The following is a 26,163-nucleotide window of genomic DNA, read 5'->3' on the forward strand; positions in this document are numbered from 1 at the left end:
CCCCCGGAACGCAAGCCGGGACATACCGGATCCGACTCGGCGCTCCGTGCCCGATCTGTGATCGAAAACTCGCCAAGATCCGGCCGGGGCGCTGCTACCGTTCGGCAGCTCATCGTCTTTCCGGGGGGATCCGATGCCCATGACCGCGCCCGCACCGGGCCCTGACGGCCAGTCGGGCCGGCCGCGCACCGCCCAGCACTACTCGGTCGCACCCGCCCCGGACATCCCCGAGGGCTACGTCGCGCCCGGTATGCCCGGTGTCCCGGTGGCCGGATACGTCCCGGCCGCCGCCTCCCCCCGGAGGGGCCCGCGCCGCCGCACCGCCCTGGCGGTCGCCCTCGCCGTCCTCGCCATGCTGCTCGGCGGTCTGGCGTACGGCTGCGCACCGGCCCGAGCCGCGGACAGCCTCGGCTGGCTGGCCATCGCCCTCGCCGCCCTGGTCGCCCTACCGCTCGGCCGCCTCGGCGGCCGCAGCCGGGTGCTGCCGCTGCTCGGCGCGGTGCTCGCGGCCGGCGCGCTGCTGCTGGGCCAGCTGACCGGCCAGGTCCGCCGGGTGCACGCGGCCGGCCCGGGCCCGCGCGGACTGCCGCACGACGCCCTGGCGCACTGGCGCGCCGAGCTGCGCGCGCTCGACCTCGCCTTCTACGGCATCGCCCTGGTCGGCGGGTTCCTCCTCACCCGCCGCACCGCCAACCGCGGCTGACCCCCGGACAGCCCGAAGGCCCCCGCCGACGAACCGGCGGGGGCCTTCGCCACGCGTGCCTCAGCGGTGGTTGAGCGCCGGGTTGACGGTCACCTCGACCCGCTGGAACTCCTTGAGCTCGGTGTAGCCGGTGGTGGCCATCGCGCGGCGCAGCGCACCGAACAGGTTCATGGTGCCGTCGGGGGTGTGCGACGGACCGGTCAGGATCTCCTCGGTGGTGCCGACCGTGCCGAGGTCCACCCGCTTGCCGCGCGGCAGCTCCTCGTGGACGGCCTCCATGCCCCAGTGGAAGCCCTTGCCGGGCGCGTCGGTGGCCCGGGCGAGCGCGGCACCGATCATCACCGCGTCGGCGCCGCAGGCGACGGCCTTCGGGATGTCGCCGCTGTAGCCGACGCCGCCGTCCGCGATCACGTGCACGTAGCGGCCGCCGGACTCGTCCATGTAGTCGCGGCGGGCGGCGGCCACGTCGGCGACGGCGGTGGCCATCGGCACCTGGATGCCGAGGACGCCGCGGGTGGTGTGGGCGGCGCCGCCGCCGAAGCCGACCAGCACGCCGGCCGCGCCGGTGCGCATCAGGTGCAGGGCGGCGGTGTAGGTGGCGCAGCCGCCGACGATCACCGGGACGTCCAGCTCGTAGATGAACTGCTTGAGGTTGAGCGGCTCGGCGGCGCTGGAGACGTGCTCGGCCGAGACGGTGGTGCCGCGGATGACGAAGACGTCGACGCCGGCGTCCACGACGGCCTTGGAGAACTCGGCGGTGCGCTGCGGCGAGAGCGCGGCGGCGGTGACCACGCCGGAGTCGCGGACCTCCTGGATCCGCTGCTTGATCAGCTCGGCGCGGATCGGCGCGGCGTAGATCTCCTGCAGGCGGCGGGTCGCGGCGGCCTCGTCGGTGATCGTGGCGATCTCGTCGAGCAGCGGCTGCGGGTCCTCGTAGCGGGTCCAGAGGCCTTCCAGGTTCAGCACACCGAGGCCGCCGAGGCGGCCGATGGCGATGGCCTGCTGCGGCGAGACCACGCTGTCCATCGGGGCGGCCAGGAACGGCAGCTCGAAGCGGTAGGCGTCGATCTGCCAGGCGATCGAGACCTCCTTCGGGTCCCGGGTACGGCGGCTGGGGACGACGGCGATGTCGTCGAAGGAGTACGCCCGTCGGCCGCGCTTGCCTCGCCCGATCTCGATCTCAGTCACTTCGAGCCCTTCTGGTTTGTTGCTCATGCCCGCCGGGTCACCCCGGCCGCCCCCAGTATCCCGCACCCTGGAACTCGCGCGCTCGCCTCCGGGGCGTCCTGCCCAGGCGCCTCCGGCACCCCCGCCCCCGGACGCACCGGAGGGGCCCGTCGCCACGAGTGCGGCGACGGGCCCCTCGGTGGTTCGGACGACTCAGCGGTTGGAGTAGTTCGGCGCCTCGACGGTCATCTGGATGTCGTGCGGGTGGCTCTCCTTGAGGCCCGCCGAGGTGATCCGGACGAAGCGGCCCTTGCTCTCCATCTCGGCGATGGTGGCGGCGCCGACGTAGCCCATGGTCTGGCGCAGGCCGCCGACCAGCTGGTGCAGCACGGCCGACAGCGGGCCGCGGTAGGGCACCTGGCCCTCGATGCCCTCGGGGACGAGCTTGTCGTCCGAGGCCACCTCGGCCTGGAAGTAGCGGTCCTTGGAGTACGAGCGGCCCTGGCCGCGGGACTGCATGGCGCCCAGCGAGCCCATGCCGCGGTAGGACTTGAACTGCTTGCCGTTGATGAACATCAGCTCGCCCGGGGACTCCTCGCAGCCGGCCAGCAGCGAGCCCAGCATCACGGTGTCGGCGCCGGCGGCCAGCGCCTTGCCGATGTCGCCGGAGTACTGCAGGCCGCCGTCGCCGATGACCGGCACGCCGGCCGCCTGGCAGGCCTGGGCGGCCTCGTAGATGGCGGTGATCTGCGGGACGCCGATGCCGGCGACCACGCGGGTGGTGCAGATGGAGCCGGGGCCGACACCGACCTTGACGCCGTCCACGCCGGCGTCGATCAGCGCCTGGGCGCCGTCCCGGGTGGCCACGTTGCCGCCGACCACGTCGATCCCGACGGCCGACTTGATCTTCTCGATCCAGGCCAGCGCGTTGTGGCTGTGGCCGTGCGAGGTGTCCACCACCAGGAAGTCCGCGCCGGCCTCGACCAGGGCCTGGGCCCGGTCGAACGCCTCGGCGCTGGCGCCGACGGCGGCGCCGACCAGCAGCCGGCCCTCGGCGTCCTTGGCGGCGTTCGGGTACTGCTCGGCCTTGACGAAGTCCTTGACGGTGATCAGGCCCTTGATCCGGCCCTCGTCGTCGACCAGCGGGAGCTTCTCGATCTTGTGGCGGCGCAGCAGCGCCATCGCGTCCTCGCCGGAGATGCCGACCTTGCCGGTGATCAGCGGCATCGGGGTCATGATCTCGCGGACCTGGCGGCTGCGGTCCGACTCGAAGGCCATGTCGCGGTTGGTGACGATGCCGAGCAGCTTGCCGGCCTCGTCGGCGATCGGCACTCCGGAGATGCGGAACTTGGCGCACAGCGCGTCGGCCTCGGCCAGCGTGGTGTCCGGGCCGACCGTGATCGGGTCGGTGACCATGCCGGACTCGGAGCGCTTCACCAGGTCGACCTGGTTGGCCTGGTCCTCGACCGACAGGTTGCGGTGCAGCACGCCCACGCCGCCCTGGCGGGCCATCGAGATCGCCATCCGCGCCTCGGTGACCTTGTCCATCGCCGCGGAGAGCAGCGGGATGTTGACGCGCACGTTCCGGGAGACCCGCGAGGAGGTGTCGACCTGGTTCGGCAGCACCGCGGAGGCCCCGGGCAGCAGCAGGACGTCATCGAACGTGAGCCCGAGCATCGCGAACTTCTCGGGTACGCCTGCGGCGTTGTAAGACATTTGGGGGTACCTTCCGTGGCCGGCCTAATCCGCTCACGCCCTGAGGGTGGGGGCGCGTAAATCGCTCACTCGCGCAGACCGCCGAAGCCGGATGGTTTTGGAGGAACCTCCAAGGGAACCCCACGCGCACCCGCGAAACTTTGGCAACCCGCCCAGGCGCCGATACCCCATCGTACTGGCACCGCGAATGTGTCCTCGTGTGCCCTTGACAACACCGGTCACCCGTGGCTCATTCCGGCCGGTCAGGGCTTCAGGAGGACTCCTCGGCGAGCGCCCGCAGCCGGCTGAGCGCCCGGTGCTGCGCCACCCGGACGGCGCCCGGCGACATCCCCAGCACCTCACCGGTCTCCTCCGCCGAGAGCCCGGCGGCGACCCGCAACAGCACCAGCTCGCGCTGACGGGCCGGCAGGTTGGAGAGCAGTTCCTTGGCCCAGGCCGCGTCGCTGCTCAGCAGCGCCTGCTCCTCCGGGCCGAGCGCCTCGTCCGGCACCTCCGGCAGGTCGTCCTGCGGGACGACCGTCGAACCGGGCCCGCGCATCGCGGCCCGCTGCAGATCGGCGATCTTGTGCGCGGCGATGCCGTAGACGAAGGCCTCGAACGGCCGCCCCTGGTCCTTGTACCGGGGCAACGCGCACAGCACCGCGACGCAGACCTCCTGCGCGACGTCGTCCACGTGGTGCCGGGCGCCGCCGGGCAGCCGGACCAGCCGGCCGCGGCAGTAGCGCAGCGCCAGCGGGTGGACGTAGGCGAGCAGGGCGTCGATGGCCGGGCCCTCCCCGCGGACGGCGGCCGCGACCAGCTCGCCCACCAGCGGCGAGCCGCCGACGCCGAGCACCGGCGGGCGACCGGGGCCGGACTCCGCGCCGGGGCCACCGGGGTCGGCGTACGACGGATCGCCACCGGGGCCGGAGGGCTCGGCCTCCACCGGGTCCGCCTGGCCGTCCGCACCGGCGACGTCGTCACGCATCGGTCCATGGTGCCTGGTCGAGCGGGAAAACGCGGCACCGCGTCCGGAGTTGTGCACCGGAACGTTATGCGGTGCGGCACTGTACGGCGTGCCGCCGCGCACCACCGGCCCCTCCTGCACCGTGCCGCCTCCCGCCCCGCCGCCGTCGGTGGTCCTGCCTGTCGCGCCGTCCGCCGAGTGTCCTGCGACCGTGTGGTTCGCCGCAGTGCCTGTCCGCTGGTCCCCGAGGTGCTCCACTCCTCCATGGTGCAACCTCGGGGCCGTAACGTCACACGCCCGTACGGCGTCCGTCCCGGGAACCGCCGGCGGTGCGCCGCAGTCGGCGGCACCACCGGCGGTCAGCGGACCAGGCCCCAGCGGAAACCCAGCGCCACCGCGTGGGCGCGGTCGGAGGCCCCGAGCTTCTTGAACAGCCGTCGGGCGTGGGTCTTGACGGTGTCCTCGGACAGGAACAGCTCGCGGCCGATCTCGGCGTTGCTGCGCCCGTGGCTCATGCCCTCCAGCACCTGGATCTCACGCGCCGTCAACGTGGGCGCCGCGCCCATGTCGGGGCTGCGCAGGCGGCGCGGGGCGAGCCGCCAGGTCGGGTCGGCGAGGGCCTGGGTGACGGTGGCCCGCAGCTCGGCGCGCGAGGCGTCCTTGTGCAGGTACCCGCGGGCGCCCGCGGCCACCGCGAGCGCGACCCCGTCGAGGTCCTCGGCGACGGTGAGCATGATGATCCGCGCGCCCGGATCGGCGGACAGCAGCCGCCGGACCGTCTCGACCCCGCCGAGGCCGGGCATGCGGACGTCCATCAGAACGAGATCGGAGCGGTCGGCCACCCAGCGGCGGAGGACCTCCTCCCCGTTCGTCGCGGTGGTGACCCGGTCCACACCGGGTACGGTCGCGACCGCGCGGCGAAGCGCCTCGCGGGCGAGCGGGGAATCGTCGCAAACGAGAACGGAAGTCATGACCGTCGTCCTCCGCAGCTGATCCGCGTCACGTTGAGCCTCCTGGCTGGTACGAACCTCTCCGACACGGCCGATCGGCGACAGACTCCGTGCTGATCGCCTCAACTTCCCCGCGATCGTTCCCGACGTCCGGCGCCCGCTAACCGCCTCCACACTTCCAACGACCGTCACTCGAATGAGTTACGGCCTTCAGGGCCATCTCCACCACTGTACGTGGCCGACCCGTTACCGATCAGCCGCATCGCGGTGCACACGCCGCACTTTTGCCCAGCTCGCGCGCGGTCGGCGTACGACCCGCACACCGGTACGGAGTGTCGTGCGCCCCCCGGCCACCCGATTGCCACGCCCGCACCCGGCGAACTCCTTGCCCACTTTGCCCGTTTTTATAGCTTTCGTATGGTCATTGACTGTTGTGCCACTCTGTGGGTGACTTGTCCATGGAGTTGCCGTAAGTCATATTTCCAGGTGTCCACACCAGTGCATCGACGCCCCGCCGCGCCGCCCAGCACCAGCCCGCTGAGCGCCGGCCCACGGCCGACGAGCCTCTGAAGGGAATGAGCCATGGCAGATTTCTCCCGCCTCCCCGGCCCCAACGCGGACCTCTGGGACTGGCAGCTCTCCGCAGCCTGCCGTGGCGTGGACAGCTCGCTCTTCTTCCACCCCGAAGGCGAGCGGGGGGCCGCGCGCAGTTCGCGTGAGGCCAGCGCCAAGGAGGTCTGCATGCGCTGTCCGGTGATCACCGAGTGCGCGGCGCACGCGCTGGCGGTCCGCGAGCCGTACGGCGTCTGGGGTGGGATGACCGAGGACGAGCGCGAGGAGATGCTGGGGCGCTCGCGGCACCGGCTGGTGGAGGTCCCGCTGACCCCGCCGGCGGTCGCGCAGCACTAGCTCCGCCTCCGTGGCGCGCCGTGAAGAAACGTTTCTTCGCGGCGCCTCAGGCTGTCCAGCCCGGTTCGGGACCCAGGGCCACCCGAAGGCCCCTCCCGACCTCCGGAGCCCGCCCGGCCTCCGGGCCCGCCCGACCGCCGGACGTCAGCGTCCGGCCGCCCCCGCCAGCCGCTCCAGCATCAGCGCCACGGCCGGCACCTCGGCCAGATCCGGCAGGGTCAGCGCGACCACCTGCCGCACCGCCGGCGCCCCCGAGGCGGTCCGCACCGGCACCGTCGACACCCCGTCGGGGCGCACCGACTCCAGCGCCAGCCGGGGCAGCACCGCCACCCCCAGCCCGGCCGCCACCAGGCCGACCACCGCCGGGTAGTCGTCGGTCGCGAAGTCGATCCGGGGCTCAAAACCCGCCGCCGCGCACAGCTCCACCAGGTGCCCCCGGCACTGCGGGCAGCCCGCGATCCACTGCTCCCCCGCCAGCTCCGCCAGCTCCACCGGCCTGCCGCGCCCCGCCAGCCGGTGCGTGGCGGGCAGCAGGCCCACCAGCGGGTCGTCCAGCAGCGGGGTGACCACCAGATCGGACCAGTCGGAGCCGGCGCTCAGCTGCTGCGCCTCCAGGTTGGCCTCGGCCCGGGCCTCGCGCGGCGTCCCGTGCGCGGGCGCCGGCAGCGCGGCGGCACCGTCGGACTGCGGGTAGCGGAAGGCCAGCGCGATCTCGCACTCGCCGCCGCGCAGCATCGCCAGCGACTCCGGCGGCTCCGCCTCGACCAGCGACACGCACACCCCCGGATGGCTGTCCCGCAGGCGGGCGACCGCGGGCGGCACCAGGGTGGAGCTCGCGGTCGGGAAGGAGACCAGTCGCACCCGTCCGGCCCGCAGCCCGGCGATCGCGGCGATCTCCTCCTCGGCGGCGGAGAGCCCGGCCAGGATCCCGGTGGCATGCTTGAGCAGGACCCGCCCCGCCTCACTGAGCTGCATGCCCCGGCCGGATCGGACCACCAACGGGGTGTCCACCGACTTCTCCAGGGCCTTCATCTGCTGACTGATGGCGGGCTGCGTACAGCCCAACTCGCGAGCGGCGGCGGAGAAGGAGCCGGTGCGGGCGACGGCACGCAGAACGCGCAGGTGGCGGGCCTCGATCATGCCTCAGTTATAAGGCAATCTTTGCGAATGGCAAAATTCTACTGATAGTTGAAGGGTTAAACGCCTGGCACGCCGGAGGCCCGGCCACACCCCGAGGGGCGCGGACCGGGCCTCCGGTCACCGTCAGGCGTCAGTGCGAGTGGCCGTGACCGTGGGAGTGGCCGTGACCGTTGTCGGCCTCCTCCTCCTTCTTCTCCACCACGAGGGTCTCGGTGGTGAGCAGCAGGGAGGCGATCGAGGCCGCGTTCTCCAGGGCGGAACGGGTGACCTTGACCGGGTCGATGACGCCGGCCTTCACCAGGTCGCCGTACTCGCCGGTGGCGGCGTTGTAGCCCTGGCCGGCCTCCAGCTCGGAAACCTTGGAGGTGATGACGTAGCCCTCCAGGCCGGCGTTCTGGGCGATCCAGCGCAGCGGCTCGTGCAGCGCCTTGCGGACCACCGCGACACCGGTCGCCTCGTCGCCCGACAGGCCCAGGCCGTTGTCCAGCACCTTGGCGGCGTGCACCAGGGAGGCGCCACCACCGGCGACGATGCCCTCCTCGACCGCGGCACGGGTCGCCGAGATGGCGTCCTCCAGGCGGTGCTTGCGCTCCTTCAGCTCCACCTCGGTGGCGGCGCCGACCTTGATGACGCAGACGCCGCCGGCCAGCTTGGCCAGGCGCTCCTGCAGCTTCTCGCGGTCCCAGTCGGAGTCGGTGGCGGCGATCTCGCCCTTGATCTGGGCGACGCGGCCGGCCACGGCCTCGGTGTCACCGGCACCGTCGACGACGGTCGTCTCGTCCTTGGTGATGGTCACGCGGCGGGCGGTGCCCAGCACGTCCAGGCCGACCTGGTCGAGCTTGAGGCCGACCTCCTCGGAGATGACCGTGCCGCCGGTCAGGGTGGCCAGGTCGCCGAGGATCGCCTTGCGGCGGTCGCCGAAGCCCGGGGCCTTGACGGCGACCGCGTTGAAGGTGCCGCGGATCTTGTTCACCACGAGGGTGGACAGCGCCTCGCCGTCGACGTCCTCGGCGATGATCAGCAGCGGCTTGGAGGCACCGCCCTGCAGGATCTTCTCCAGCAGCGGCAGCAGCTCCTGGATGGAGGAGATCTTGCCCTGGTTGATCAGGATGTACGGGTCCTCCAGGACCGCCTCCTGCCGCTCCGCGTCGGTGACGAAGTACGGCGACAGGTAGCCCTTGTCGAACTGCATGCCCTCGGTGAAGTCCAGCTCCACGCCGAAGGTGTTCGACTCCTCGACGGTGATGACACCGTCCTTGCCGACCTTGTCGATCGCCTCGGCGATCAGCTCGCCGACCTGGGTGTCCTGCGCGGAGAGGGACGCGACGGCGGCGACGTCGTCCTTGCCCTCGATCTCGCGGGCGATGGACAGCAGGTGCTCGGAGACGGCGGCGACGGCCTTGTCGATGCCCTTCTTCAGAGCGGCCGGGCCGGCGCCGGCGGCGACGTTGCGCAGACCCTCGTTGACCAGGGCCTGGGCCAGCACGGTGGCGGTGGTGGTGCCGTCACCCGCGACGTCGTTGGTCTTGGTGGCGACCTCCTTGACGAGCTGCGCGCCAAGGTTCTCGTACGGGTCGTCCAGCTCGACCTCACGGGCGATGGTGACACCGTCGTTGGTGATGGTCGGGGCGCCGAACTTCTTGTCGATGACGACGTTGCGGCCCTTGGGGCCGATGGTCACCTTGACGGTGTCGGCCAGCTTGTTGACACCGCGCTCCAGCGAGCGGCGGGCGTCCTCGTCGAACTGCAGGATCTTCGCCATGTTCCCTATTCCCTCGGGGCTACGACCGGCCCACCGGCCGCCGAACTACGTGAACCAACAACCACGCCCCGGGCCCCTGTCACTTGGGACACGGATCCGGGGCGGGTCGGAACGACTTACTTCTCGATGATCGCGAGAACGTCGCGGGCCGAGAGGACGAGGTACTCCTCGCCCTGGTACTTCACCTCGGTGCCGCCGTACTTCGAGTACAGGACGATGTCACCGACGGCGACGTCGAGCGGCAGACGCTGGCCATCCTCGAAGCGGCCCGGGCCGACAGCCAGGACGACGCCCTCCTGGGGCTTCTCCTTGGCGGTGTCCGGGATAACCAGGCCGGAGGCCGTGGTGGTCTCGGCGTCGAGCGGCTGGACCACGATGCGGTCCTCAAGCGGCTTGATGGCAACCTTGCTGCTGGTGGTCACGTCCGAGCTCCCCTTCGGAGATTACGGGGTTTCTAACGGGTAGGAGCGAATCTGCGAGCCTGCCGTCGCGGGGGTCAGGCACGCGTCTTCGCGTTAGCACTCCCCCACTGGGGAGTGCCAAGGACGACCATAGGCCGGTGTTAGCACTCAGTCAACCAGAGTGCCAACGGCGCGCCCGAGAACCCACGCCACGGACGGCTGGCCGTACGCGTGTACGGTCGGCCCGCCCGCCGGGACGTCCACGGCCCACCGCCGCTGACCGGTCAGAATGGCCCCGTGGACACCGAGAACCTCCAGCCGCTGCTGACCCCCGAGGGCCAGGCCCTGCTCGCCGAGCTGCGCGAGTTCACGCCCGAGGAGGAGCTGGCACTGGCCACCCGGCTGCGGCGGGAGCACCCGGCCGAGCTGGTGTCGGCGGCGTTCGGGCAGGCCCGGCTGCGGCAGCGGGCCCGGGCGAAGTTCGGGGCGGACGCCGACCTGATGTACTTCACGCCCAACGGCGTCGAGCAGTCCACCCGGCGCAGCGTGGCCGAGTGGCGGGCGCGGCGGTTCGCCGAGCTGGGCGTCCGGCGGCTGGCCGACCTGTGCTGCGGCATCGGCGGGGACGTGCTGGCGCTGGCCCGGGCCGGGATCGAGGTGCTGGCCGTCGACCGGGACCCGGCGGCCTGCGCGGCCACCGCCGCCAACGCGGCCGCCCTGGGCCTGGCCGACCTGGTCCGGGTGCGCTGCGCGGACGTCGCCGAGGTGGACGTCACCGGCTACGACGCGGTGTTCACCGACCCCGCCCGGCGGACCTCGCGCGGCCGGGTGTTCGACCCGGAGGCGTACGCCCCGCCGCTCTCCTGGGCGATCGAGGCCGGCCGCCGGACCCCGATCGGCGCGCTGAAGGTGGCGCCGGGCATCCCGCACGAGGCCGTCCCGGCGGACGCCGAGGCGGAGTGGGTCTCCGACCACGGGGACGTCAAGGAGGCGGTGCTCTGGTTCGGCACCGAGGCCGCCCGCCCGCACCGCGCCACCCTGCTGCCGCAGGCCGCCAGCCTCACCGGCGGCGACCTGCCCGACCCGCCGGCCGGCCCGGTCGGACGCTACCTGTACGAGCCGGACGGCGCGGTGATCCGGGCCCACCTGGTGGCCGAGGTGGCCGAGCAGGTGGGCGGCCGGCTGATCGACCCGAAGATCGCCTACCTGACCTCGGACGAGCTGGTCGCCACCCCGTACGCGCACGCCTTCGAGCTCACCGACGTGCTGCCGTTCCACATCAAGCGGCTGAAGGCGCTGCTGCGCGAGCGCGGGGTCGGCACGGTGGTGATCAAGAAGCGCGGGATGGCGATCACCCCGGAGGAGCTGCGCCGCCAGCTCAAGCCCTCCGGGCCGAACTCCGTCACGGTGATCCTCAGCCGCACCGACCACGGGCCCCTGATGATGCTGGGGCAGCCGGTCTGACGGCCCTACGGGCCGGGAGGGCTACGAGGCGGGCGCCTGGATGTAGTCCTCCAGCCGGGCCACCGAGAAGCCCTGCTCCTGGATCCGGGCCAGCAGGTCGCCGAACATCTGGGTCATCGTGGCGCCCTTGAGCTCCTTCGGGCCGCGGAAGTGCGCCAGGATGATGTCCCCGGACTTCAGCTTCTTGTCCGCCGCCTGGTACTGCATGTCGTGGATCTGCATCGACTCGCGCCAGAGCACGATCGCGCGCGGACCGCACTGCTGCACCGAGTTGTTCAGCGTCGGGGTGTTGGCGCCGTCCCCGAACGGCGGGCGGAACAGCAGCGGGGCGGTGCCGTACTGCTGGGTGAGCGCGGACTGCGCGTCGCAGATCTCGGACTTCTGCTTCTCCGCCGGGATCTTGCTCATCACCGGGTGGTCCACGGTGTGGTTCTGGATGTGGTTGCCGAGCGCCTGGAGCGGCTTGAAGTAGCCGTAGTCGTTCTTGACGATGTCCCGGGTCAGGAACATCGAGATCGGCACCTTGAGCTCGGTCAGCATCTCGACGAACTTCGGGTCCTTCTCGGCGCCGTCGTCGATGGTGATGAAGACGACCTTGTCGGTCGTCTTCACCTCGCTGAACACCGGCACGGTGCCGGTCCGTTCGAGCTTGATGGGCTTGTCGGTGGGCGGCGCGGGGGCCGGCGCCAGCGGCTTGAGGTTCCACTTCGCCCAGGCCGCCGCGTCCGCGCCGGCCGGGGCCGGGGCGGTCGGGGCGGGGGTGCCGGCCGCGCTGGTCGGCGCGGCGGCGCCGGTGGGCCGGGGTGCGGCCGCCGAGGTGCCCCCGCCCGCCGGGGCCGCGGCGCCGCCGCCGTTGTCGCCGCATCCGGTGGCCAGGGCCAGCAGGGCCAGCGCCCCCACCGCGTACGTCCTGGTCCTGCTCCGACCGTCCCTGTTCACCGCACCGCGCTCCCGGTTCCCGTCCAGCTTCTTCTCAGCTATGCACGGTAGCGGCCACGGCGGCGGTTCCCGTCCAGGGTCTATTCGACGTGCTCGCTGGTGAAGGACCAGCGGTGCACCGGGCGGCCGAGCAGCTCGGCCGGCGGGTCGGCGACCGGCACCGGCTCGCCGCTCCACCAGGTGATCAGCAACACCCTCTCGCCGGGCGCACCGAACAGCTCGGCGCGTTCCAGCCCGGCCGAGCCGCGCACTGCGGGCAGCGCCGACTCCCGCACCCAGGCGGTGAGTTCGGGCCCGCGCCCGGCGGCGGCGCGGGCCTCCCACATCGCGGCGACGGTCACGCGGTGCCGCCGGTGAGGGCCTCGTAGGCCTGGCCGTGGAAGTCCGTGTGGGGCACGTGCACCTCGGTCACCGGCAGCGAGGAGTCGGCGGACAGGTCGAACGCGGACGGCGTGCGATTACGCCACACCATCTCGGAGCCCAGTGCGGCCACCATCGCGCCGTTGTCGGTGCACAGGCCCGGCCGGGGCACCCGCAGCCGGATGCCGGCCCGGTCGCAGCGCTGCTGGGCCATCTCGCGCAGCCGCGAGTTGGCGGCCACCCCGCCGCCGATCATCAGGTGGTCGACGCCGTTGTCCTTGCACGCCTTGACGGCCTTGCGGGTGAGCACGTCGGTGACGGCCTCCTGGAAGGACGCCGCCACGTCGGCGATCGGCACCTCCTCGCCGGCCCGGCGCTTGGCCTCCACCCAGCGGGCGACGGCGGTCTTCAGGCCGGAGAAGGAGAAGTCGTACGCCGGGTCGTTCCGGCCGCTCAGGCCGCGCGGGAAGGCGATCGCCTTGCGGTCGCCCTCGCGGGCGGTGCGGTCGACCACGGGGCCACCGGGGAAGCCCAGGCCGAGCACCCGGGCGACCTTGTCGAAGGCCTCGCCGGCCGCGTCGTCGATGGTCGCGCCGAGCGGGCGGACGTCGCTGGTGATGTCCTCGCTGAGCAGCAGCGAGGAGTGCCCGCCGGAGACCAGCAGCGCCATCGTCGGCGAGGGCAGCCGGCCGTGCTCCAGCTGGTCGACGCAGATGTGCGAGGCGAGGTGGTTGACCCCGTACAGCGGCTTGTCCAGCGCCCAGGCGTACGCCTTGGCGGCACTGACGCCGACCAGCAGCGCGCCGGCCAGGCCGGGGCCGGCGGTGACGGCGATGCCGTCCAGGTCGGCGGCCTTGACGCCGGCGGTGTCCAGGGCGCGCTGGATGGTCGGGACCATCGCCTCCAGGTGCGCGCGACTGGCGATCTCCGGGACGACGCCGCCGAAGCGGGCGTGGTCGTTGACGCTGGAGGCGACCGCGTCGGCCAGCAGCGTGGTGCCGCGCACGATGCCGACGCCGGTCTCGTCGCAGGAGGTCTCGATGCCGAGGACGAGCGGTTCGTCAGCCATGGCGGGTGTCCTTAAGGTCCTTCGGGTCAGTGCTCGGGTGGTCGAGGCGCATCACCAGCGCGTCGACGTTGGCGGGCTGGTAGTAGCCGCGCCGGATGCCCACCGGCTGGAAGCCGTAGCGCTCGTACAGCCGCTGGGCGCGCGGGTTGTCCACCCGCACCTCCAGCAGCAGTTCGGCGCAGCCGCGCCGGGCGGCCTCCCGGATCAGGTCGGTGAGCAGCGCCGCGCCGAGGCCGGCGCCCTGGTGGCGCTGGTCGACGGCGATGGTCTGGACGTCGCCCTCACCGGCGATCACCATCAGTCCGGCGTAGCCGACGATGGCACCGTCCGGGGTGGTGGCGACGGTGTAGTGGCGGGTGCCGCCGGAGTGGGTCTCGGCCAGCTCGGACCAGTACATCCCGGTGGACCAGGCGTCCTCGGGGAAGAGCTCCAGCTCCAGCTCCAGCACCGGCGCGATGTCCCACCAGCGCATCGGGCGCAGGGTGGTGCCGTGGTTCACGCCGGGAGCACCGCCTTGTAGCCCGCCGGGACCTGGGCGTCCGGGCGGCGCAGGTACAGCGGGACGTTCGGCAGCAGCTCGCGCCCGGCGGCCAGCTCGGCGGCGGCGAAGGCCGCCAGGGCGCCGGCCGACACGTGCTCGGGGCCGTGCGCGCCGGGGAAGGCCTCGGGGTAGAGCAGCGCGCCGGCGCCGACCGAGCGTGGCTGCGGGGGCAGCTCGGCCGGGCGGTCCACGCCGGGGCCCTCGGTGCGCCGGCCGTCGGCGTCGTAGGAGGCCCAGTAGACCTCCTTGCGGCGCGCGTCGGTGGCCACCGTGAACGGCTGCCCGGCCAGACCCTCGGCGCGGGCCTGGTGGGCGATCGCGTCCAGGGTGCAGACGCCGTGCACCGGCAGCCCGAGCGCGTGGCCGAGCGCGGCGGCGGTCACCAGACCGACCCGCAGGCCGGTGTACGGGCCGGGGCCGACGCCCACCGCGATGCCGGTGAGCCGGTGCTTGTCCACACCGGCCGCCCGCAGGACCCGGTCGATCGCGGGCAGGAGCAGTTCGCCGTGGCGCCGGGCGTCGACCTGGTGGGTCTCGGCGAGGACGGCCGTGCCGTCGTGGACGGCGGCGGTGACGGCGGGGGTAGCGGTGTCGAACGCGAGCAGCAGCACGGGGTCAAGGTTAGACCGACGTTGAGCCGACCGGCTGATCGCTCGGGCGTGCTGACCCGGAACACACATCCGGGGCGCCGCTCCCCCGCCGGGCGAACCTGGCACGATGGGGCGGTACGTAAAGGGACGGCGGCGGGAGCAGCACGTGGCGAAGATGGGTCCTGGTGTGGTGGTCACGGGGCTGACCCTGGGGGCCCTGGCGGTGGTGAGCCTGCTGGCCTTCCAGGCCAACGGCGCTCAGGACCGGGCCGGCGGCGCCAAGCCGGTCGCCAGCACCACGACGTCCAGCGGGCCGGCCGCCTCCGCGACGCCGAGCGCCTCGGCCACCCCGACGGTCCCGGCGCTGCCGACCACCTCGGGCACCGGCACGCGGGTGGTCTACTCGATCGGCAGCCACTACGTCTGGCTGGTCGACCCGAAGAAGACCCCGCAGGTCACGGCCGCCTTCCCGGTCACCCCGGGCTCGGTCGAACCGGCCCCGGGCAGCTACGCGGTCTACAGCCGCACCGCCGGCACCACCGGGACGGACGGCCGGCAGATCGAGCACGTGGTGCGCTTCGCGCAGCAGAACGGCGTGGTGTTCGGCTTCAGCGCGACCGTGGACGGCGCCACGCCGACCGTCGACCCGAAGGCGAAGACCGGCGGCATCCGCAGCGGTCGCCCGGAGGGCCAGCTGCTCTGGGACTTCGCGCCGAAGGACACCAAGGTGGTCGTGATCGCCTGACGCCCCGGCCCGCCGGACGGGCCCCGGGGCGGGCCCTAGGCCGCGCGGGGCGTTCCGGTCTCCGGTTCCTCGACTTCCCGGGGCTCCGGCCCGGGCGGGGTGGACACCGCCTCGGCGGCCGCGCAGGCGGCCAGCAGCGCCCGCATCGGCTCCCCCTGCGCGCGGCGGGCGGACTCTCCGGCCCCGGCGCCGTGCACGGCGCGCTCCGGGGCGGGGGTGGTGCTCGACATGGCGCCTCCCTAGTTAGGCAGACCTAACCGCAGCACCCATCCCACCACGCCCGGCACCCCGCCCGCAACACTTACCGACAGCCCGTCGGCAAAAGGGCGCACCGGCTCAGGCGAGCGCCTCCAGCGCGACGCCCGTCCAGCGCGGGCCGACGCCGGTCAGCACCACCCGGCGCGGGTCCAGGTCGTCCTCGTCGGCGGTGTCGCCGAGAGCGCGCTCGATCCGCACCTCCAGCCGGTCCTCGGACAGCCGCTCGACCTTGCCCTCGCCCCACTCGACCACGACCACCGACTCCGGCAGCGACACGTCCAGGTCGAGGTCCTCCATCTCGTCCAGGTCCCCGCCGAGCCGGTACGCGTCCACGTGCACCAGCGCCGGGCCGCCGACCAGCGACGGGTGCACCCGGGCGATCACGAAGGTCGGCGAGGTCACCGCCCCGCGGACCTGCAGTCCCTCCCCCAGGCCCCGGGTCAGCGTGGTCTTCCCGGCCCCCAGCTCGCCGGAGAGCAGTACCAGGTCCCCCGGCCGCAGCAGCGCGGCCAGCTCCCGGCCGAGCCGGCCCATCCGCTCCGGGGTGGGGACGGTGAGAGTGGCGTGCGAGCCCATGCGCGTGTCGTGCCCTTCGGTCCGTACCGGCGTGCCGACCACCGGCCGCCCCCGCTACCGTGCCACATCGCCGACCCGGCGTGTGCCGGGCGGCCTCGGGGCGGGTCTCAGGCCTGGTCCAGGACCGCCGGGGGCGGCGGCGCGACGCCGGCGAGTTCGGCGGCCCGGCGCAGCAACGCCGCCAGCTCGTCGTCGACCAGTTCCGGGCGCTCCAGCATCACCAGGTGCCCGGCGCCCTCCACCAGGACCAGTTCCGCGCCGGGCAGCCGCTCGGCCATCGCCTCGCTGTGCGCCGACGGCGTCAGCAGGTCCTTCGTACCGGCCAGCACCAGCGTCGGCAGTCCGTGCAGGGCGGCGAGCGCCGCGTACTTCTCGTGGGCGCCGAACACCGGGTAGAACTCGGCGACCACGTCGATCGGGGTGGCGTCCAGCAGCTGCTCGGCGAACCGCACCACGCCCGGGTCGACGTCCCTCCCGCCGAAGGAGAACTTCCGGTAGAAGACGGAGGTGACGTCCGAACCCAGCCGCCTGGTCGCCTCCACCAGCTCGACCTGGCGGCCCAGCAGCCGCATCATCCCGGGCGCGACCTTCTTGAACAGCTTCGCGCCGGCCGACGGCAGGCCGAGGCTGACCTCGTTCCAGTCCCCCGCCAGCGTGCCGATCAGCGCGACGCCGGCCACCCGCTCGCGGAACAGCTCCGGGTGCTGGTCGGCCAGCGCCATCACCGTCATGCCGCCCATCGAGTGGCCCACCAGCACCAGCGGCCCGGTCGGCGCGACGGCGTCGATCACCGCCTTGAGGTCCCCGCCCAGCTGGTCGATGCTGGCCGGCTCGCCGGCCAGGTAGGAGCGGGAGCGCTCGGAGCGGCCGTGGCTGCGCTGGTCCCAGAAGACCAGCCGCAGGCCCTCGCGCAGCGCGGCCCGCTGGAAGTGCCAGCTGTCCTGGCTGAGGCAGTAGCCGTGGCAGAACACCACGGTCAGCGGCTCGGCGCCGGGGGTGCCGCCGTCCGGCTCGGACCAGCCGGTGCCGTCCAGTTCGACGTACAGCTCGGTGCCGTCCGGCGCGGCCACCGTGCGCGGGCGCCCGCGCAGCGAGCCGTACGGGGCCTCGGCGTCCAGCTCGGCCCGGGCCCGGCGGCGGGTCGCCCGGCCGACGGTCAGCCGCTCGATCGCCACCCCGGCGGCCGCCCCGGCCGCCAGCACGCCGACCGAGATCCCGATCACGCCCGCCCGGCTCACCCCGGAGGCCGCGCCGGCCGCCTTGGCCACCGCCGAGACCGGGCCGTCCTCGGCCGCTCCGGCCGTCATGCGGTCAGGCCCTCGATCTGGCTGCCGCCCAGGTAGCGGCGCGGGACCCGGGCGCCGATCCGGGTCACGATCTCGTACGAGATGGTGCCGCAGGCCCGGCCCCAGTCCTCGGCGGTCGGCTCGCCGTGCTCGCCGTTGCCGAACAGCAGCACCTCCTCGCCGATCCCGGGGGTGTCGCCGCCCAGGTCCACGACGAACTGGTCCATCGCCACCCGGCCGGCGACCGTGCGCCACTTGCCGCCGATCTGCACCGGCCCGGTGCCGCTGGCGTGCCGCGGGACGCCGTCGCCGTAGCCGACCGGGACCAGGCCCAACGTGGTCGGGCCCGGCGTCACGTAGTGGTGGCCGTAGCTGACCCCGTGCCCGCCCGGGACGTGCTTGACCAGCGCCAGCCGCGCGGTCAGCGCCATCACCGGGCGCAGCCCGAAGTCGGCCGGCGACCCGACCTCCGGCACCGGCGACAGCCCGTACGCGGCCAGGCCGGTGCGGACCAGGTCGAAGTGCGACTGCGGGAGCAGCAGGGTGGCCGGCGAGTTCGCCAGGTGCCGCACCTGCGGGCGCAGCCCGGCGGCCTCGGCCTGGACCAGCGCGGCGCGGAAGGAGTCCAGCTGGGCCTGGATCGACGGGTGGCCCGGCTCGTCGGCGGCGGCGAAGTGCGACCAGACGCCGACCACGGTCAGCAGCCCCTCCGCCTCGGCGCGGCGGGCGGCGGCCACCAGGTGCGGCCAGTCGTGCGGCTGGCAGCCGTTGCGGCCGAGACCGGTGTCCGCCTTCAGGTGGACCCGGGCCGCGATCCCGGTCTCCCGGACGGCCGCCAGCAGCTCGTCCAGCGCCCACTGGCCGCTGACCGAGATGTCGAGGTCCGCGCGCAGCGCCTCCCGCCACGGCCCGCCCGGCGTCCACAGCCAGCACAGGATGCGGGCCTGCTCCGGGCGGATGCCCGCGGCCCGCAGCGCCAGCGCCTCCTCGGGCGTGGCGCAGCCGAGCCAGCCGACCCCGTTCGCGACCGCCTCCCGGGCGCACTCGACCGCGCCGTGGCCATAGGCGTCCGCCTTGACCGCGAGCATCACCGCCGAGCTGCCGACGCGCTCGCGCAGTGCGGCGAGGTTGCCGCGCAGGGCGGCCAGATCGATCGTCGCCTCGGCCCGTGCGCCGTCGGTCAGGGTGGCCGTGCCGGTCGTGTTCGCAGTTGTCATCAGGGTCAGTCTCCCAGACATCCCGGAGTCCTCGCCGAACGGGCCGTCGGCGGGGGCGGCCGACGCCCGGGTCGCCGGGCACCGCGCCGACCTGCGGCGCACCGCTCGTCACCCTGTTCCGGACGTCCCCGGACGGCCGATCGGTTCCGCCCCGGCCACCCGTCCCGCCCCGGCTACGGCTCCCGCACCGCCCGCCACGCCGCGGTCAGCGCCTGCGCCACCCCCAGCGCCGTCACCGGCGCGCCCGGGTCGCCCGCCGCGTGACGGCCCGCCAGCCCGTGCAGGTAGGCGCCCACGGACGCGGCGTCCAGCGGCGACAGTCCGGCGGCCAGCAAGGAGCCCGCCAGGCCGGCCAGGACGTCGCCGCTGCCGGCGGTGGCCAGCCAGGACGTGCCGGTCGGGTTGACCCGGACGGCGCCACCCGGGTCGGCGATCACCGTGGTGGAGCCCTTGAGCAGGACCGTCGCCCGGTAGTCGGCGGCCAGCCGGCGGGCGGTGGCCAGCCGGGTCGCGGCCAGCTCCTCGGCGGCCGGCGGCGCGCTGCCGGCGGCGCCCGCGAGCAGCCGGGCGGCCTCGCCGGTGTGCGGGGTGAGCAGGGTGGGCGCCGTCCGGCCGGCCAGCGCGCCCGGGCCGAGCCGGGCCAGTTCGGTCAGCCCGTCCGCGTCCACCAGCACCGGGACGTCGCTCGCCAGCGCCTCGGCCAGCGCCTGCCGCGCCCCCTCGCCGCCGCCCGGCCCGACCACCCAGGCCTGCACCCGCCCGGCCCCGGCCGGGCCACCCTCCGTGACCAGCGCCTCCGGGAAGCGCCGCACCACCTCCTCGGCCGCCGTGCCGACGTACCGGACGGCGCCCGCGCCGCCCCGCAGCGCCCCGGCGACCGCCAGCAGCGCCGCGCCCGGGTACGTCGCCGAACCGGCCGCCACCCCGACCACGCCCCGCCGGTACTTGTCGCTCTCGACGGCCGGCAGCGGCAGCAGCGCCGCCACGTCCGCGTGCTGCAGGGCCGTCACCTCCGGCGCGGGCGGCTCCAGCCCGATCCCGACCAGCTGGACGGCCCCCGTGTACGAGGCGCCCGGGTCGACCAGCAGGCCGGGCTTGTACGTGCCGAAGCAGACCGTGACGTCCGCGCGCAGCGCCTCGCCCGGCACCTCGCCGGTGTCGGCGTCCACCCCGCTGGGCAGGTCCACGGCCACCACGACGCCGCGCCGCGGGGCCTGCGCGTACGGCCGGGCCCCGGAGCGCAGCCCGCCCCGGCCGCCGATGCCGACGATGCCGTCCAGCACCAGGTCCGCACGCGAGAAGTCGGCCAGGCCGACTTCCTGATCCAGCACCACCCGGCCACCCGCCGCCCGCAGCGCGGCCAGCCCACCCGTGTGCACCCGCTCCGGCGCCAGCAGCACCGCCGCCACCCGCGCCCCGCGCCGGGCCAGCGCCGCCCCGGCGTACAGGGCGTCACCCCCGTTGTCCCCGCTGCCCGCCAGCACCACCACCCGGCTGCCGTACACCCGCCCCCGACGGCGGGTCAGCAGCCGGGCACAGGTCACCGCCAGCCCGGCGGCCGCCCGCTGCATCAGCGTCCCCTCCGGCAGCCGCGCCATCAGCTCGGCCTCGGCGGCCCGGACCTGTTCGACACGATGGGCGTGGCGCATGCGGAGGCTCCTTCAGCAGTCGGCTATCGCCGACGTTAGGGCGTGCCCCGGGCCCGCGCCACGCCCCGACGACAGCCGCGGACACGACACGGCGCCCCGGCGGTAGGACGCAGCCACCGCAGGGGCGCCGTGGGCGCCGGTCGGTCTTACTCGACGGTGACCGACTTCGCCAGGTTGCGCGGCTGGTCGACCTCGTGGCCCTTGGCCGTCGCCAGCTCGCAGGCGAAGACCTGCAGCGGCACGGTGGAGACCAGCGGCTGGAGCAGGGTCGGGGTGGCCGGGATGCGGATCAGGTGGTCCGCGTACGGGACGACCGCCTCGTCGCCCTCCTCGGCGATCACGATCGTGCGGGCACCGCGGGCCCGGATCTCCTGGATGTTGGAGACGATCTTGTCGTGCAGGATCGACCGCCCGCGCGGCGAGGGCACGACCACGACGACCGGCAGACCCTCCTCGATCAGCGCGATCGGGCCGTGCTTGAGCTCGCCCGCCGCGAAGCCCTCGGCGTGCATGTACGCCAGCTCCTTGAGCTTGAGCGCGCCCTCCAGGGCCACCGGGAAGCCGACGTGACGGCCGAGGAACAGCACCGAGCGGGCGTCGGCCAGGGAGCGGGCCAGCTCGCGCACCGGCTCCATGGTCTGCAGCACCTGCTCGACCTGCTTGGGAGCGTCGCCCAGCTCCTTGATGACGGCGAAGATCTCGTCGCCCCACTTGGTGCCGCGCACCTGGCCCAGGTAGAGGGCGACCAGGTAGCAGGCGACCAGCTGGGTCAGGAACGCCTTGGTGGAGGCGACGGCGACCTCGGGGCCGGCGTGGGTGTACAGCACCGCGTCCGACTCGCGCGGGATCGTGGAGCCGTTGGTGTTGCAGATCGCCAGCACCTTGGCGCCCTGCTCGCGGGCGTGCCGCAGGGCCATCAGGGTGTCCATGGTCTCGCCGGACTGCGAGATGGCGATGACCAGCGTGCCCGGGCCCATGATCGGGTCGCGGTAGCGGAACTCGGAGGCGACCTCGACCTCGCAGGGGATGCGGGTCCAGTGCTCGATCGCGTACTTGGCGATCATGCCGGCGTGGAAGGCCGTGCCGCACGCGACGATGACGACCTTGTCGACCGAGCGCAGGTCGGCGTCGGAGATGCGCAGCTCGTCGAGGGTGAGCCGGCCGTCCGTGCCGATCCGGCCGAGCAGGGTGTCGGCGACGGCCTTCGGCTGCTCGGCGATCTCCTTGAGCATGAAGTAGTCGTAGCCGCCCTTCTCGGCGGCCGAGGCGTCCCAGTCCACGTGGTACTCGCGCACCTCGGCCGGGGTGCCGTCGAAGTTGGTCACCGTGACGGACTCCCGGCGCAGCTCGACGACCTGGTCCTGGCCCAGCTCGACGGCCTCGCGGGTGTGCGCGATGAACGCGGAGACGTCGGAGGCGAGGAAGTTCTCGCCCTCGCCGCGCCCGACCACCAGCGGCGAGTTGCGGCGGGCCCCGACGACCACGTCCGGCGCGTCGGCGTGCACGGCGACGAGGGTGAAGGCGCCGTCGAGGCGGCGGCAGACCACCCGCATGGCCTCGGCGAGGTCACCCTCGTAGACCTCGCCGAGCAGGTGCGCGACGACCTCGGTGTCGGTCTCGGAACGGAGGGTGTGGCCGCGCTCGGCGATCTCGGCGCGCAGCTGGGCGAAGTTCTCGATGATGCCGTTGTGCACCACGGCCACCCGGAGGTGGTCGTCCAGATGGGGGTGGGCGTTGGCGTCCGTCGGGCCGCCGTGGGTGGCCCAGCGGGTGTGGCCGATGCCGGTGGTGCCGCCGGGCAGAGGGGTCTCGGCGAGCGACTTCTCCAGGTTGGCGAGCTTGCCGGCCCGCTTGTCGGTGACCAGACTCCACTGCCCGTCGGAGTCCTGCGCCTGCACCGCGACACCGGCCGAGTCGTAGCCCCGGTACTCCAGTCGCTGCAGGCCTGCGATTACTACGTCGAGGGCGGACTGCGCGCCCACGTATCCAACAATTCCGCACATGCGTGCCAGCATAAGGGCGGTTCTGGGACCCTTTTCCCGCTTCCTGCGAACAGTGCGTGACCGACACCACAACCACCGTGAACGCCGCCACGGCTCACAATGGAGCATGTGCTGACCGAACTCTGTACGCGGGGCGCCGCCACGCCCGGCCCGTCGCCGTCCCCCTACGTCGACCTCAGTCGGGCCGAGTGGAGCGCACTGCGCGAGCGTACGCCGCTGCCGCTGACCGCCGAGGAGGTGGAACGGCTCCGCGGCCTCGGTACCGCCCTCGACCTGGACGAGGTGCGCGACGTCTACCTGCCGCTCTCCCGGCTGCTGAACCTGTACATCCACGCCACGCACGAGCTGCGCGGCACGCTGGGCACGTTCCTGGACACGCCGGACACCGAACGCACCCGCACCCCGTTCATCATCGGCGTGGCCGGCTCGGTGGCGGTCGGCAAGTCGACCACCGCCCGGCTGCTCCAGGCCCTGCTCGCCCGCTGGCCCGAGCACCCGCGGGTCGAGCTGGTGACCACGGACGGCTTCCTGCTGCCCAACGCCGAGCTGCGCCGCCGCGGCCTGATGGCCCGCAAGGGCTTCCCGGAGTCGTACGACCGCCGGGCGCTGATGCGCTTCGTCGCGGACGTGAAGGCGGGCAAGGAGCGGGTCACCGCGCCGGTGTACTCGCACCTGGTGTACGACATCGTGCAGGGCGAGCGGCTCACCGTGGAGCGTCCGGACATCCTGATCGTCGAGGGCCTGAACGTGCTCCAGCCGGCCCTGCCCGGCACCGACGGGCGCACCCGCCTGGCGGTGGCCGACTACTTCGACTTCTCGATCTACGTCGACGCCCGTACCGACGACATCGAGCACTGGTACCTGGACCGCTTCCGCAAGCTCCGGCAGACCGCCTTCCAGGACCCGAACTCCTACTTCCGCCGCTTCACCGAGGTGCCGGAGGAGGAGGCGATGGAGTACGGCCGCCAGGTCTGGCGCACCATCAACAAGCCGAACCTGCTGGAGAACGTGCTGCCGACCCGCGGCCGGGCCACCCTGATCCTGCAGAAGGGGGCGGACCACAAGGTCCGCCGGGCCCTGCTGCGCAAGCTCTGACACGACGACACCCCGGACACGACGAAAGGGCCCCCGTCGGGGGCCCTTTCGTCGTGTCCGGGGTTCGGCCCGGGCGCGGTCTTAGCCCAGGTACGTCCGCACGGCCTCGGCCAGCCGCTGCGCGACGGCCTCGGCCTGCACCGGGTCGGCGGCCTCGACCATGACCCGGACCAGCGGCTCGGTACCGGAGGAGCGCAGCAGCACCCGGCCGGTGGAGCCCAGTTCGGCCTCGGCCTCGGCGACCGCGGCGGCCAGCTCGGCGCTGGTGTTCACCCGGCTCTTGTCGACGCCCTTGACGTTGATCAGCTGCTGCGGCAGGCGGGTCATCACGGTGGCCAGGTCGGCCAGCGGCTGCTTGGTGGCGGCCAGCCGGGCGCCCAGCATCAGGCCGGTCAGGGTGCCGTCGCCGGTGGTGGCGTGGTCGAGCAGGATGACGTGGCCGGACTGCTCACCACCCAGCGCGAAGCCGTGCTCCTTCATCGCCTCCAGCACGTAGCGGTCGCCGACGGCGGTCTCCACCAGCTCGACGCCCTCGCGCTGCATGGCCAGCTTGAAGCCGAGGTTGGACATCACGGTGGCCACCGCGGTGTTGCGGCGCAGCGTGCCGGCCTCCTTCATGGCGACGGCCAGGATCGCGATGATCTGGTCGCCGTCCACCTCGTTGCCGTCCGCGTCGGCGGCCAGGCAGCGGTCGGCGTCGCCGTCCAGGGCGATGCCGAGGTCGGCGCGGTGCTCCAGCATGGCGGCCCGCAGCCGGTCCAGGTGGGTGGAGCCGACGCCGTCGTTGATGTTGAGGCCGGTGGGCTCCGCCCCCAGGGTGTGGACGACCTCGGCGCCGGCCCGGGCGAAGGCCTCGGGCGCGACGTAGGCGGCCGCGCCGTGGGCGCCGTCGATGACCACCTTGATGCCGTCGAGGCGGTTGGGCAGGACGCCGATCAGGTGGGCGACGTACTTGTCGAAGCCCTCGGTGTACTCGCGCACCCGGCCGACGGCCGCGCCGGTCGGGCGGTTCCAGTCCTCGCCGCCGAGCGTGTGGGTGCCGTAGTGGGCCTCGATCGCGTCCTCGATCCGGTCGTCCAGCTTGTGGCCGCCGCGGGCGAGGAACTTGATGCCGTTGTCCGGCATCGCGTTGTGGCTGGCGGACAGCATCACGCCGAAGTCGGCGCCGAGCGCGCCGGTGAGGTACGCCACGGCCGGGGTGGGCAGCACGCCGACCCGGAGCACGTCGACGCCGGCGCTCGCCAGACCGGCGATGACGGCGGCCTCCAGGAACTCGCCCGAGGCGCGCGGGTCCCGGCCGACCACCGCGACCGGCCGGTGGCCGTCGAAGGCGCCGGCCTCTCCGAGCACATGGGCCGCCGCGACCGACAGTCCGAGCGCGAGCTCGGCCGTCAGGCCCTCGTTGGCCACCCCGCGCACGCCGTCCGTACCGAAGAGTCGTCCCACTGTCCCGTCCTCCATCACCACTGCTCGCAACCCAACCGATGGTCCCCGGCCGCCGCACGATAGCCGGGTAACACGTCGCCCCGGAGTACACGTGGTACTCCGGGGCGACAGTCCGCGCAACCAGGGGGTGCGCCGCCAGGGCGGGCCGCACCCCCAGGGACGCGATTAGCGCTTGCTGTACTGCGGCGCCTTGCGGGCCTTCTTGAGACCGGCCTTCTTGCGCTCGACGGCACGCGCGTCACGCATCAGGAAGCCGGCCTTCTTGAGGGCGGCGCGGTTGTTGTCCACGTCGGCCTCGTTCAGGGCACGGGCCACACCGAGGCGCAGCGCGTAGGCCTGACCGGAGACGCCGCCACCGGTGATGCGGGCGACGACGTCGTAACGGCCGTCAAGCTCCAGGAGCTTGAAGGGCTCGTTCACGGTCTGCTGGTGCACCTTGTTGGGGAAGTAGTTCTCCAGGGTGCGACCGTTGATCTTCCACTGGCCGGTGCCGGGGACGATGCGCACGCGGGCGATCGCCTCCTTGCGACGACCCAGGCCGGCGCCGGGGACGGCCTCGCCGAAGCGGCCGGCCAGCGACTCGGAGGTGTAGCTCTCCTCGGAGGTGTACTCGCCCTCGACGGCCTCGGCGGCCTCGTCGAAGTCGACCTCAAGGGTTTCAGTGGTCTCGGCCACGATGTTCCTCAGCTCTTTTCAGTGTTGGGGGGCTTGGTGGCCGAATTACTGCGCGACCTGGGTGATCTCGAACGGCACCGGCTGCTGGGCAGCGTGCGGGTGCTGGTCGCCCGAGTAGACCTTCAGCTTCGAGAGCATCTGACGGCCCAGGCTGTTCTTGGGGATCATGCCCTTGATGGCCTTCTCGACGGCCTTCTCCGGGTTGTTCGCCAGCAGGTCGTCGTAGCGCACCGACCGCAGACCGCCCGGGAAGCCCGAGTGGCGGTAGGCCAGCTTCTGGGTCTTCTTGTTACCGGACAGGTGCACCTTGTCGGCGTTGATGATGATGACGAAGTCACCAGTGTCAACGTGCGGCGCGTAGATCGCCTTGTGCTTGCCCCGGAGGAGGTTGGCGGCCTGGGAAGCCAGGCGGCCGAGCACGACGTCGGTCGCGTCGATGACGTGCCACTGACGCTGGACGTCGCCGGGCTTGGGGCTGTACGTACGCACGGTCGTAGCCTTCGCTTTTCAGTGAGTGAGTCCTGACAGGAGCACCCGGACGGAAGAGCAGCCTGGC

At 73.3% G+C, this 26,163-nt stretch carries 26 protein-coding genes; 5 read left to right on the forward strand and 21 right to left on the reverse strand.

All coding sequences use genetic code 11. The features are described 5' to 3' along the window. Window positions 1-139: 139 nt before the first annotated feature. On the forward strand, window positions 140-703 hold the full coding sequence (locus ACIO5E_RS25770) for a hypothetical protein (RefSeq protein ID WP_400671987.1): 564 nt from the start codon (window positions 140-142) through the stop codon (window positions 701-703). 60 nt (window positions 704-763) lie between these two features. Here ACIO5E_RS25770 and ACIO5E_RS25775 read toward each other — a convergent pair whose 3' ends face one another. The 4 genes from ACIO5E_RS25775 to ACIO5E_RS25790 all read right to left on the reverse strand — a co-directional run bounded on the left by ACIO5E_RS25775 (window position 764) and on the right by ACIO5E_RS25790 (window position 5,503). Further along, entirely contained in the window at window positions 764-1,891 is a 1,128-nt protein-coding gene (locus ACIO5E_RS25775) for a GuaB3 family IMP dehydrogenase-related protein (RefSeq protein ID WP_280675065.1), read from the reverse strand. 192 nt (window positions 1,892-2,083) lie between these two features. Further along, window positions 2,084-3,586: an IMP dehydrogenase gene (gene guaB, locus ACIO5E_RS25780; protein WP_280675067.1), complete on the reverse strand. Its 1,503-nt coding sequence runs from the start codon at window positions 3,584-3,586 to the stop codon at window positions 2,084-2,086. Window positions 3,587-3,836: 250 nt separating this feature from the next. After that, window positions 3,837-4,553, reverse strand: coding sequence for a sigma-70 family RNA polymerase sigma factor (locus ACIO5E_RS25785; RefSeq protein ID WP_400671991.1), 717 nt, complete (start codon window positions 4,551-4,553; stop codon window positions 3,837-3,839). A 338-nt stretch (window positions 4,554-4,891) separates the two neighbouring features. Then, complete coding sequence (locus tag ACIO5E_RS25790) at window positions 4,892-5,503, reverse strand: response regulator transcription factor (RefSeq protein ID WP_014136228.1); 612 nt, start codon at window positions 5,501-5,503, stop codon at window positions 4,892-4,894. A gap of 561 nt (window positions 5,504-6,064) precedes the next feature. Here ACIO5E_RS25790 and ACIO5E_RS25795 point away from each other — a divergent pair. Beyond that, window positions 6,065-6,391, forward strand: a complete 327-nt coding sequence (locus tag ACIO5E_RS25795) for a WhiB family transcriptional regulator (RefSeq protein ID WP_280675071.1) — start codon at window positions 6,065-6,067, stop codon at window positions 6,389-6,391. Between the two features lie 144 nt (window positions 6,392-6,535). Here the strand turns inward: ACIO5E_RS25795 and ACIO5E_RS25800 are convergent, their stop codons facing one another. The 3 genes from ACIO5E_RS25800 to groES form a co-directional block, all read right to left on the reverse strand. Next, window positions 6,536-7,531, reverse strand: coding sequence for a LysR family transcriptional regulator (locus tag ACIO5E_RS25800; RefSeq protein WP_400671993.1), 996 nt, complete (start codon window positions 7,529-7,531; stop codon window positions 6,536-6,538). A gap of 130 nt (window positions 7,532-7,661) precedes the next feature. Continuing rightward, window positions 7,662-9,293: a chaperonin GroEL gene (gene groL / locus ACIO5E_RS25805; RefSeq protein ID WP_400671995.1), complete on the reverse strand. Its 1,632-nt coding sequence runs from the start codon at window positions 9,291-9,293 to the stop codon at window positions 7,662-7,664. A gap of 116 nt (window positions 9,294-9,409) precedes the next feature. Continuing rightward, a complete protein-coding gene (gene groES / locus ACIO5E_RS25810; protein ID WP_014136232.1) occupies window positions 9,410-9,715 on the reverse strand; it encodes a co-chaperone GroES in 306 nt (101 codons plus the stop codon). Between the two features lie 255 nt (window positions 9,716-9,970). Here groES and ACIO5E_RS25815 point away from each other — a divergent pair, with 255 nt between their 5' ends. Beyond that, window positions 9,971-11,158, forward strand: a complete 1,188-nt coding sequence (locus ACIO5E_RS25815; protein WP_400672322.1) for an SAM-dependent methyltransferase — start codon at window positions 9,971-9,973, stop codon at window positions 11,156-11,158. Between the two features lie 21 nt (window positions 11,159-11,179). Here ACIO5E_RS25815 and ACIO5E_RS25820 read toward each other — a convergent pair whose 3' ends face one another. The 5 genes from ACIO5E_RS25820 to tsaB all read right to left on the reverse strand — a co-directional run bounded on the left by ACIO5E_RS25820 (window position 11,180) and on the right by tsaB (window position 14,678). After that, window positions 11,180-12,097, reverse strand: a complete 918-nt coding sequence (locus tag ACIO5E_RS25820; protein WP_400671998.1) for a polysaccharide deacetylase family protein — start codon at window positions 12,095-12,097, stop codon at window positions 11,180-11,182. Between the two features lie 80 nt (window positions 12,098-12,177). Then, window positions 12,178-12,438, reverse strand: a complete 261-nt coding sequence (locus tag ACIO5E_RS25825) for a hypothetical protein (RefSeq protein WP_280675080.1) — start codon at window positions 12,436-12,438, stop codon at window positions 12,178-12,180. Next, window positions 12,435-13,526: a tRNA (adenosine(37)-N6)-threonylcarbamoyltransferase complex transferase subunit TsaD gene (gene tsaD / locus ACIO5E_RS25830; protein ID WP_400672001.1), complete on the reverse strand. Its 1,092-nt coding sequence runs from the start codon at window positions 13,524-13,526 to the stop codon at window positions 12,435-12,437. The genes ACIO5E_RS25825 and tsaD overlap by 4 nt, the downstream gene beginning before the upstream one ends. Further along, window positions 13,519-13,998 carry a ribosomal protein S18-alanine N-acetyltransferase gene (gene rimI, locus ACIO5E_RS25835; RefSeq protein WP_400672324.1) on the reverse strand — a complete coding sequence of 160 codons (480 nt, stop codon included), beginning with the start codon at window positions 13,996-13,998 and terminating at the stop codon, window positions 13,519-13,521. The genes tsaD and rimI overlap by 8 nt, the downstream gene beginning before the upstream one ends. A 23-nt stretch (window positions 13,999-14,021) precedes the next feature. After that, window positions 14,022-14,678 carry a tRNA (adenosine(37)-N6)-threonylcarbamoyltransferase complex dimerization subunit type 1 TsaB gene (gene tsaB / locus ACIO5E_RS25840; RefSeq protein ID WP_400672003.1) on the reverse strand — a complete coding sequence of 219 codons (657 nt, stop codon included), beginning with the start codon at window positions 14,676-14,678 and terminating at the stop codon, window positions 14,022-14,024. 154 nt (window positions 14,679-14,832) lie between these two features. On the opposite strand from tsaB, the gene ACIO5E_RS25845 reads away from it, so the two are divergent. After that, complete coding sequence (locus ACIO5E_RS25845) at window positions 14,833-15,402, forward strand: hypothetical protein (RefSeq protein WP_400672327.1); 570 nt, start codon at window positions 14,833-14,835, stop codon at window positions 15,400-15,402. A gap of 35 nt (window positions 15,403-15,437) precedes the next feature. Here the strand turns inward: ACIO5E_RS25845 and ACIO5E_RS25850 are convergent, their stop codons facing one another. The 6 genes from ACIO5E_RS25850 to glmS form a co-directional block, all read right to left on the reverse strand. Continuing rightward, the gene (locus ACIO5E_RS25850) at window positions 15,438-15,632 is read right to left on the reverse strand and encodes a hypothetical protein (RefSeq protein ID WP_400672006.1); all 195 of its coding nucleotides are present in this window, start codon (window positions 15,630-15,632) and stop codon (window positions 15,438-15,440) included. Between the two features lie 106 nt (window positions 15,633-15,738). Beyond that, window positions 15,739-16,236 (reverse strand): tRNA (adenosine(37)-N6)-threonylcarbamoyltransferase complex ATPase subunit type 1 TsaE, encoded by a 498-nt coding sequence (gene tsaE / locus ACIO5E_RS25855; protein ID WP_280675087.1) that lies wholly within the window; start codon window positions 16,234-16,236, stop codon window positions 15,739-15,741. Window positions 16,237-16,343: 107 nt separating this feature from the next. Beyond that, the gene (locus ACIO5E_RS25860; RefSeq protein ID WP_400672010.1) at window positions 16,344-17,543 is read right to left on the reverse strand and encodes an alpha/beta fold hydrolase; all 1,200 of its coding nucleotides are present in this window, start codon (window positions 17,541-17,543) and stop codon (window positions 16,344-16,346) included. Next, on the reverse strand, window positions 17,540-18,739 hold the full coding sequence (alr, locus tag ACIO5E_RS25865; protein WP_400672013.1) for an alanine racemase: 1,200 nt from the start codon (window positions 18,737-18,739) through the stop codon (window positions 17,540-17,542). Before alr ends, ACIO5E_RS25860 begins: the two co-directional genes overlap by 4 nt. Window positions 18,740-18,912: 173 nt before the next feature. After that, entirely contained in the window at window positions 18,913-20,388 is a 1,476-nt protein-coding gene (locus tag ACIO5E_RS25870; protein WP_400672016.1) for an NAD(P)H-hydrate dehydratase, read from the reverse strand. Window positions 20,389-20,534: 146 nt separating this feature from the next. Beyond that, the gene (gene glmS, locus ACIO5E_RS25875) at window positions 20,535-22,391 is read right to left on the reverse strand and encodes a glutamine--fructose-6-phosphate transaminase (isomerizing) (protein WP_400672019.1); all 1,857 of its coding nucleotides are present in this window, start codon (window positions 22,389-22,391) and stop codon (window positions 20,535-20,537) included. Window positions 22,392-22,490: 99 nt separating this feature from the next. On the opposite strand from glmS, the gene coaA reads away from it, so the two are divergent. Beyond that, the gene (gene coaA, locus ACIO5E_RS25880) at window positions 22,491-23,486 is read left to right on the forward strand and encodes a type I pantothenate kinase (protein WP_280675098.1); all 996 of its coding nucleotides are present in this window, start codon (window positions 22,491-22,493) and stop codon (window positions 23,484-23,486) included. A gap of 81 nt (window positions 23,487-23,567) precedes the next feature. Here the strand turns inward: coaA and glmM are convergent, their stop codons facing one another. From glmM to rplM, 3 genes are all read right to left on the reverse strand, one after another. Beyond that, a complete protein-coding gene (gene glmM, locus ACIO5E_RS25885) occupies window positions 23,568-24,932 on the reverse strand; it encodes a phosphoglucosamine mutase (RefSeq protein WP_400672023.1) in 1,365 nt (454 codons plus the stop codon). Between the two features lie 165 nt (window positions 24,933-25,097). Beyond that, the gene (gene rpsI / locus ACIO5E_RS25890) at window positions 25,098-25,607 is read right to left on the reverse strand and encodes a 30S ribosomal protein S9 (RefSeq protein ID WP_280675102.1); all 510 of its coding nucleotides are present in this window, start codon (window positions 25,605-25,607) and stop codon (window positions 25,098-25,100) included. Window positions 25,608-25,652: 45 nt separating this feature from the next. Continuing rightward, window positions 25,653-26,096 carry a 50S ribosomal protein L13 gene (gene rplM / locus ACIO5E_RS25895; protein ID WP_030055846.1) on the reverse strand — a complete coding sequence of 148 codons (444 nt, stop codon included), beginning with the start codon at window positions 26,094-26,096 and terminating at the stop codon, window positions 25,653-25,655. Between the last annotated feature and the right edge of the window lie 67 nt (window positions 26,097-26,163).

The sequence above is a fragment of the Kitasatospora sp. NPDC087314 genome, from assembly GCF_044744365.1.
Classification (GTDB): Bacteria; Actinomycetota; Actinomycetes; order Streptomycetales; family Streptomycetaceae; genus Kitasatospora.

Excerpts from the sequence above, each read along its gene's own strand:
- ACIO5E_RS25770 (WP_400671987.1), top strand. The coding sequence starts at position 140 with ATGACCGCGCCCGCACCGGGCCCTGACGGCCAGTCGGGCCGGCCGCGC.
- guaB (WP_280675067.1), bottom strand. The coding sequence starts at position 3,586 with ATGTCTTACAACGCCGCAGGCGTACCCGAGAAGTTCGCGATGCTCGGG.
- ACIO5E_RS25785 (WP_400671991.1), bottom strand. The coding sequence starts at position 4,553 with ATGCGTGACGACGTCGCCGGTGCGGACGGCCAGGCGGACCCGGTGGAG.
- ACIO5E_RS25790 (WP_014136228.1), bottom strand. The coding sequence starts at position 5,503 with ATGACTTCCGTTCTCGTTTGCGACGATTCCCCGCTCGCCCGCGAGGCG.
- ACIO5E_RS25795 (WP_280675071.1), top strand. The coding sequence starts at position 6,065 with ATGGCAGATTTCTCCCGCCTCCCCGGCCCCAACGCGGACCTCTGGGAC.
- ACIO5E_RS25800 (WP_400671993.1), bottom strand. The coding sequence starts at position 7,531 with ATGATCGAGGCCCGCCACCTGCGCGTTCTGCGTGCCGTCGCCCGCACC.
- groL (WP_400671995.1), bottom strand. The coding sequence starts at position 9,293 with ATGGCGAAGATCCTGCAGTTCGACGAGGACGCCCGCCGCTCGCTGGAG.
- tsaD (WP_400672001.1), bottom strand. The coding sequence starts at position 13,526 with ATGGCTGACGAACCGCTCGTCCTCGGCATCGAGACCTCCTGCGACGAG.
- rimI (WP_400672324.1), bottom strand. The coding sequence starts at position 13,998 with ATGCGCTGGTGGGACATCGCGCCGGTGCTGGAGCTGGAGCTGGAGCTC.
- ACIO5E_RS25845 (WP_400672327.1), top strand. The coding sequence starts at position 14,833 with ATGGGTCCTGGTGTGGTGGTCACGGGGCTGACCCTGGGGGCCCTGGCG.
- ACIO5E_RS25850 (WP_400672006.1), bottom strand. The coding sequence starts at position 15,632 with ATGTCGAGCACCACCCCCGCCCCGGAGCGCGCCGTGCACGGCGCCGGG.
- tsaE (WP_280675087.1), bottom strand. The coding sequence starts at position 16,236 with ATGGGCTCGCACGCCACTCTCACCGTCCCCACCCCGGAGCGGATGGGC.
- ACIO5E_RS25860 (WP_400672010.1), bottom strand. The coding sequence starts at position 17,543 with ATGACGGCCGGAGCGGCCGAGGACGGCCCGGTCTCGGCGGTGGCCAAG.
- alr (WP_400672013.1), bottom strand. The coding sequence starts at position 18,739 with ATGACAACTGCGAACACGACCGGCACGGCCACCCTGACCGACGGCGCA.
- ACIO5E_RS25870 (WP_400672016.1), bottom strand. The coding sequence starts at position 20,388 with ATGCGCCACGCCCATCGTGTCGAACAGGTCCGGGCCGCCGAGGCCGAG.
- glmS (WP_400672019.1), bottom strand. The coding sequence starts at position 22,391 with ATGTGCGGAATTGTTGGATACGTGGGCGCGCAGTCCGCCCTCGACGTA.
- coaA (WP_280675098.1), top strand. The coding sequence starts at position 22,491 with ATGGAGCATGTGCTGACCGAACTCTGTACGCGGGGCGCCGCCACGCCC.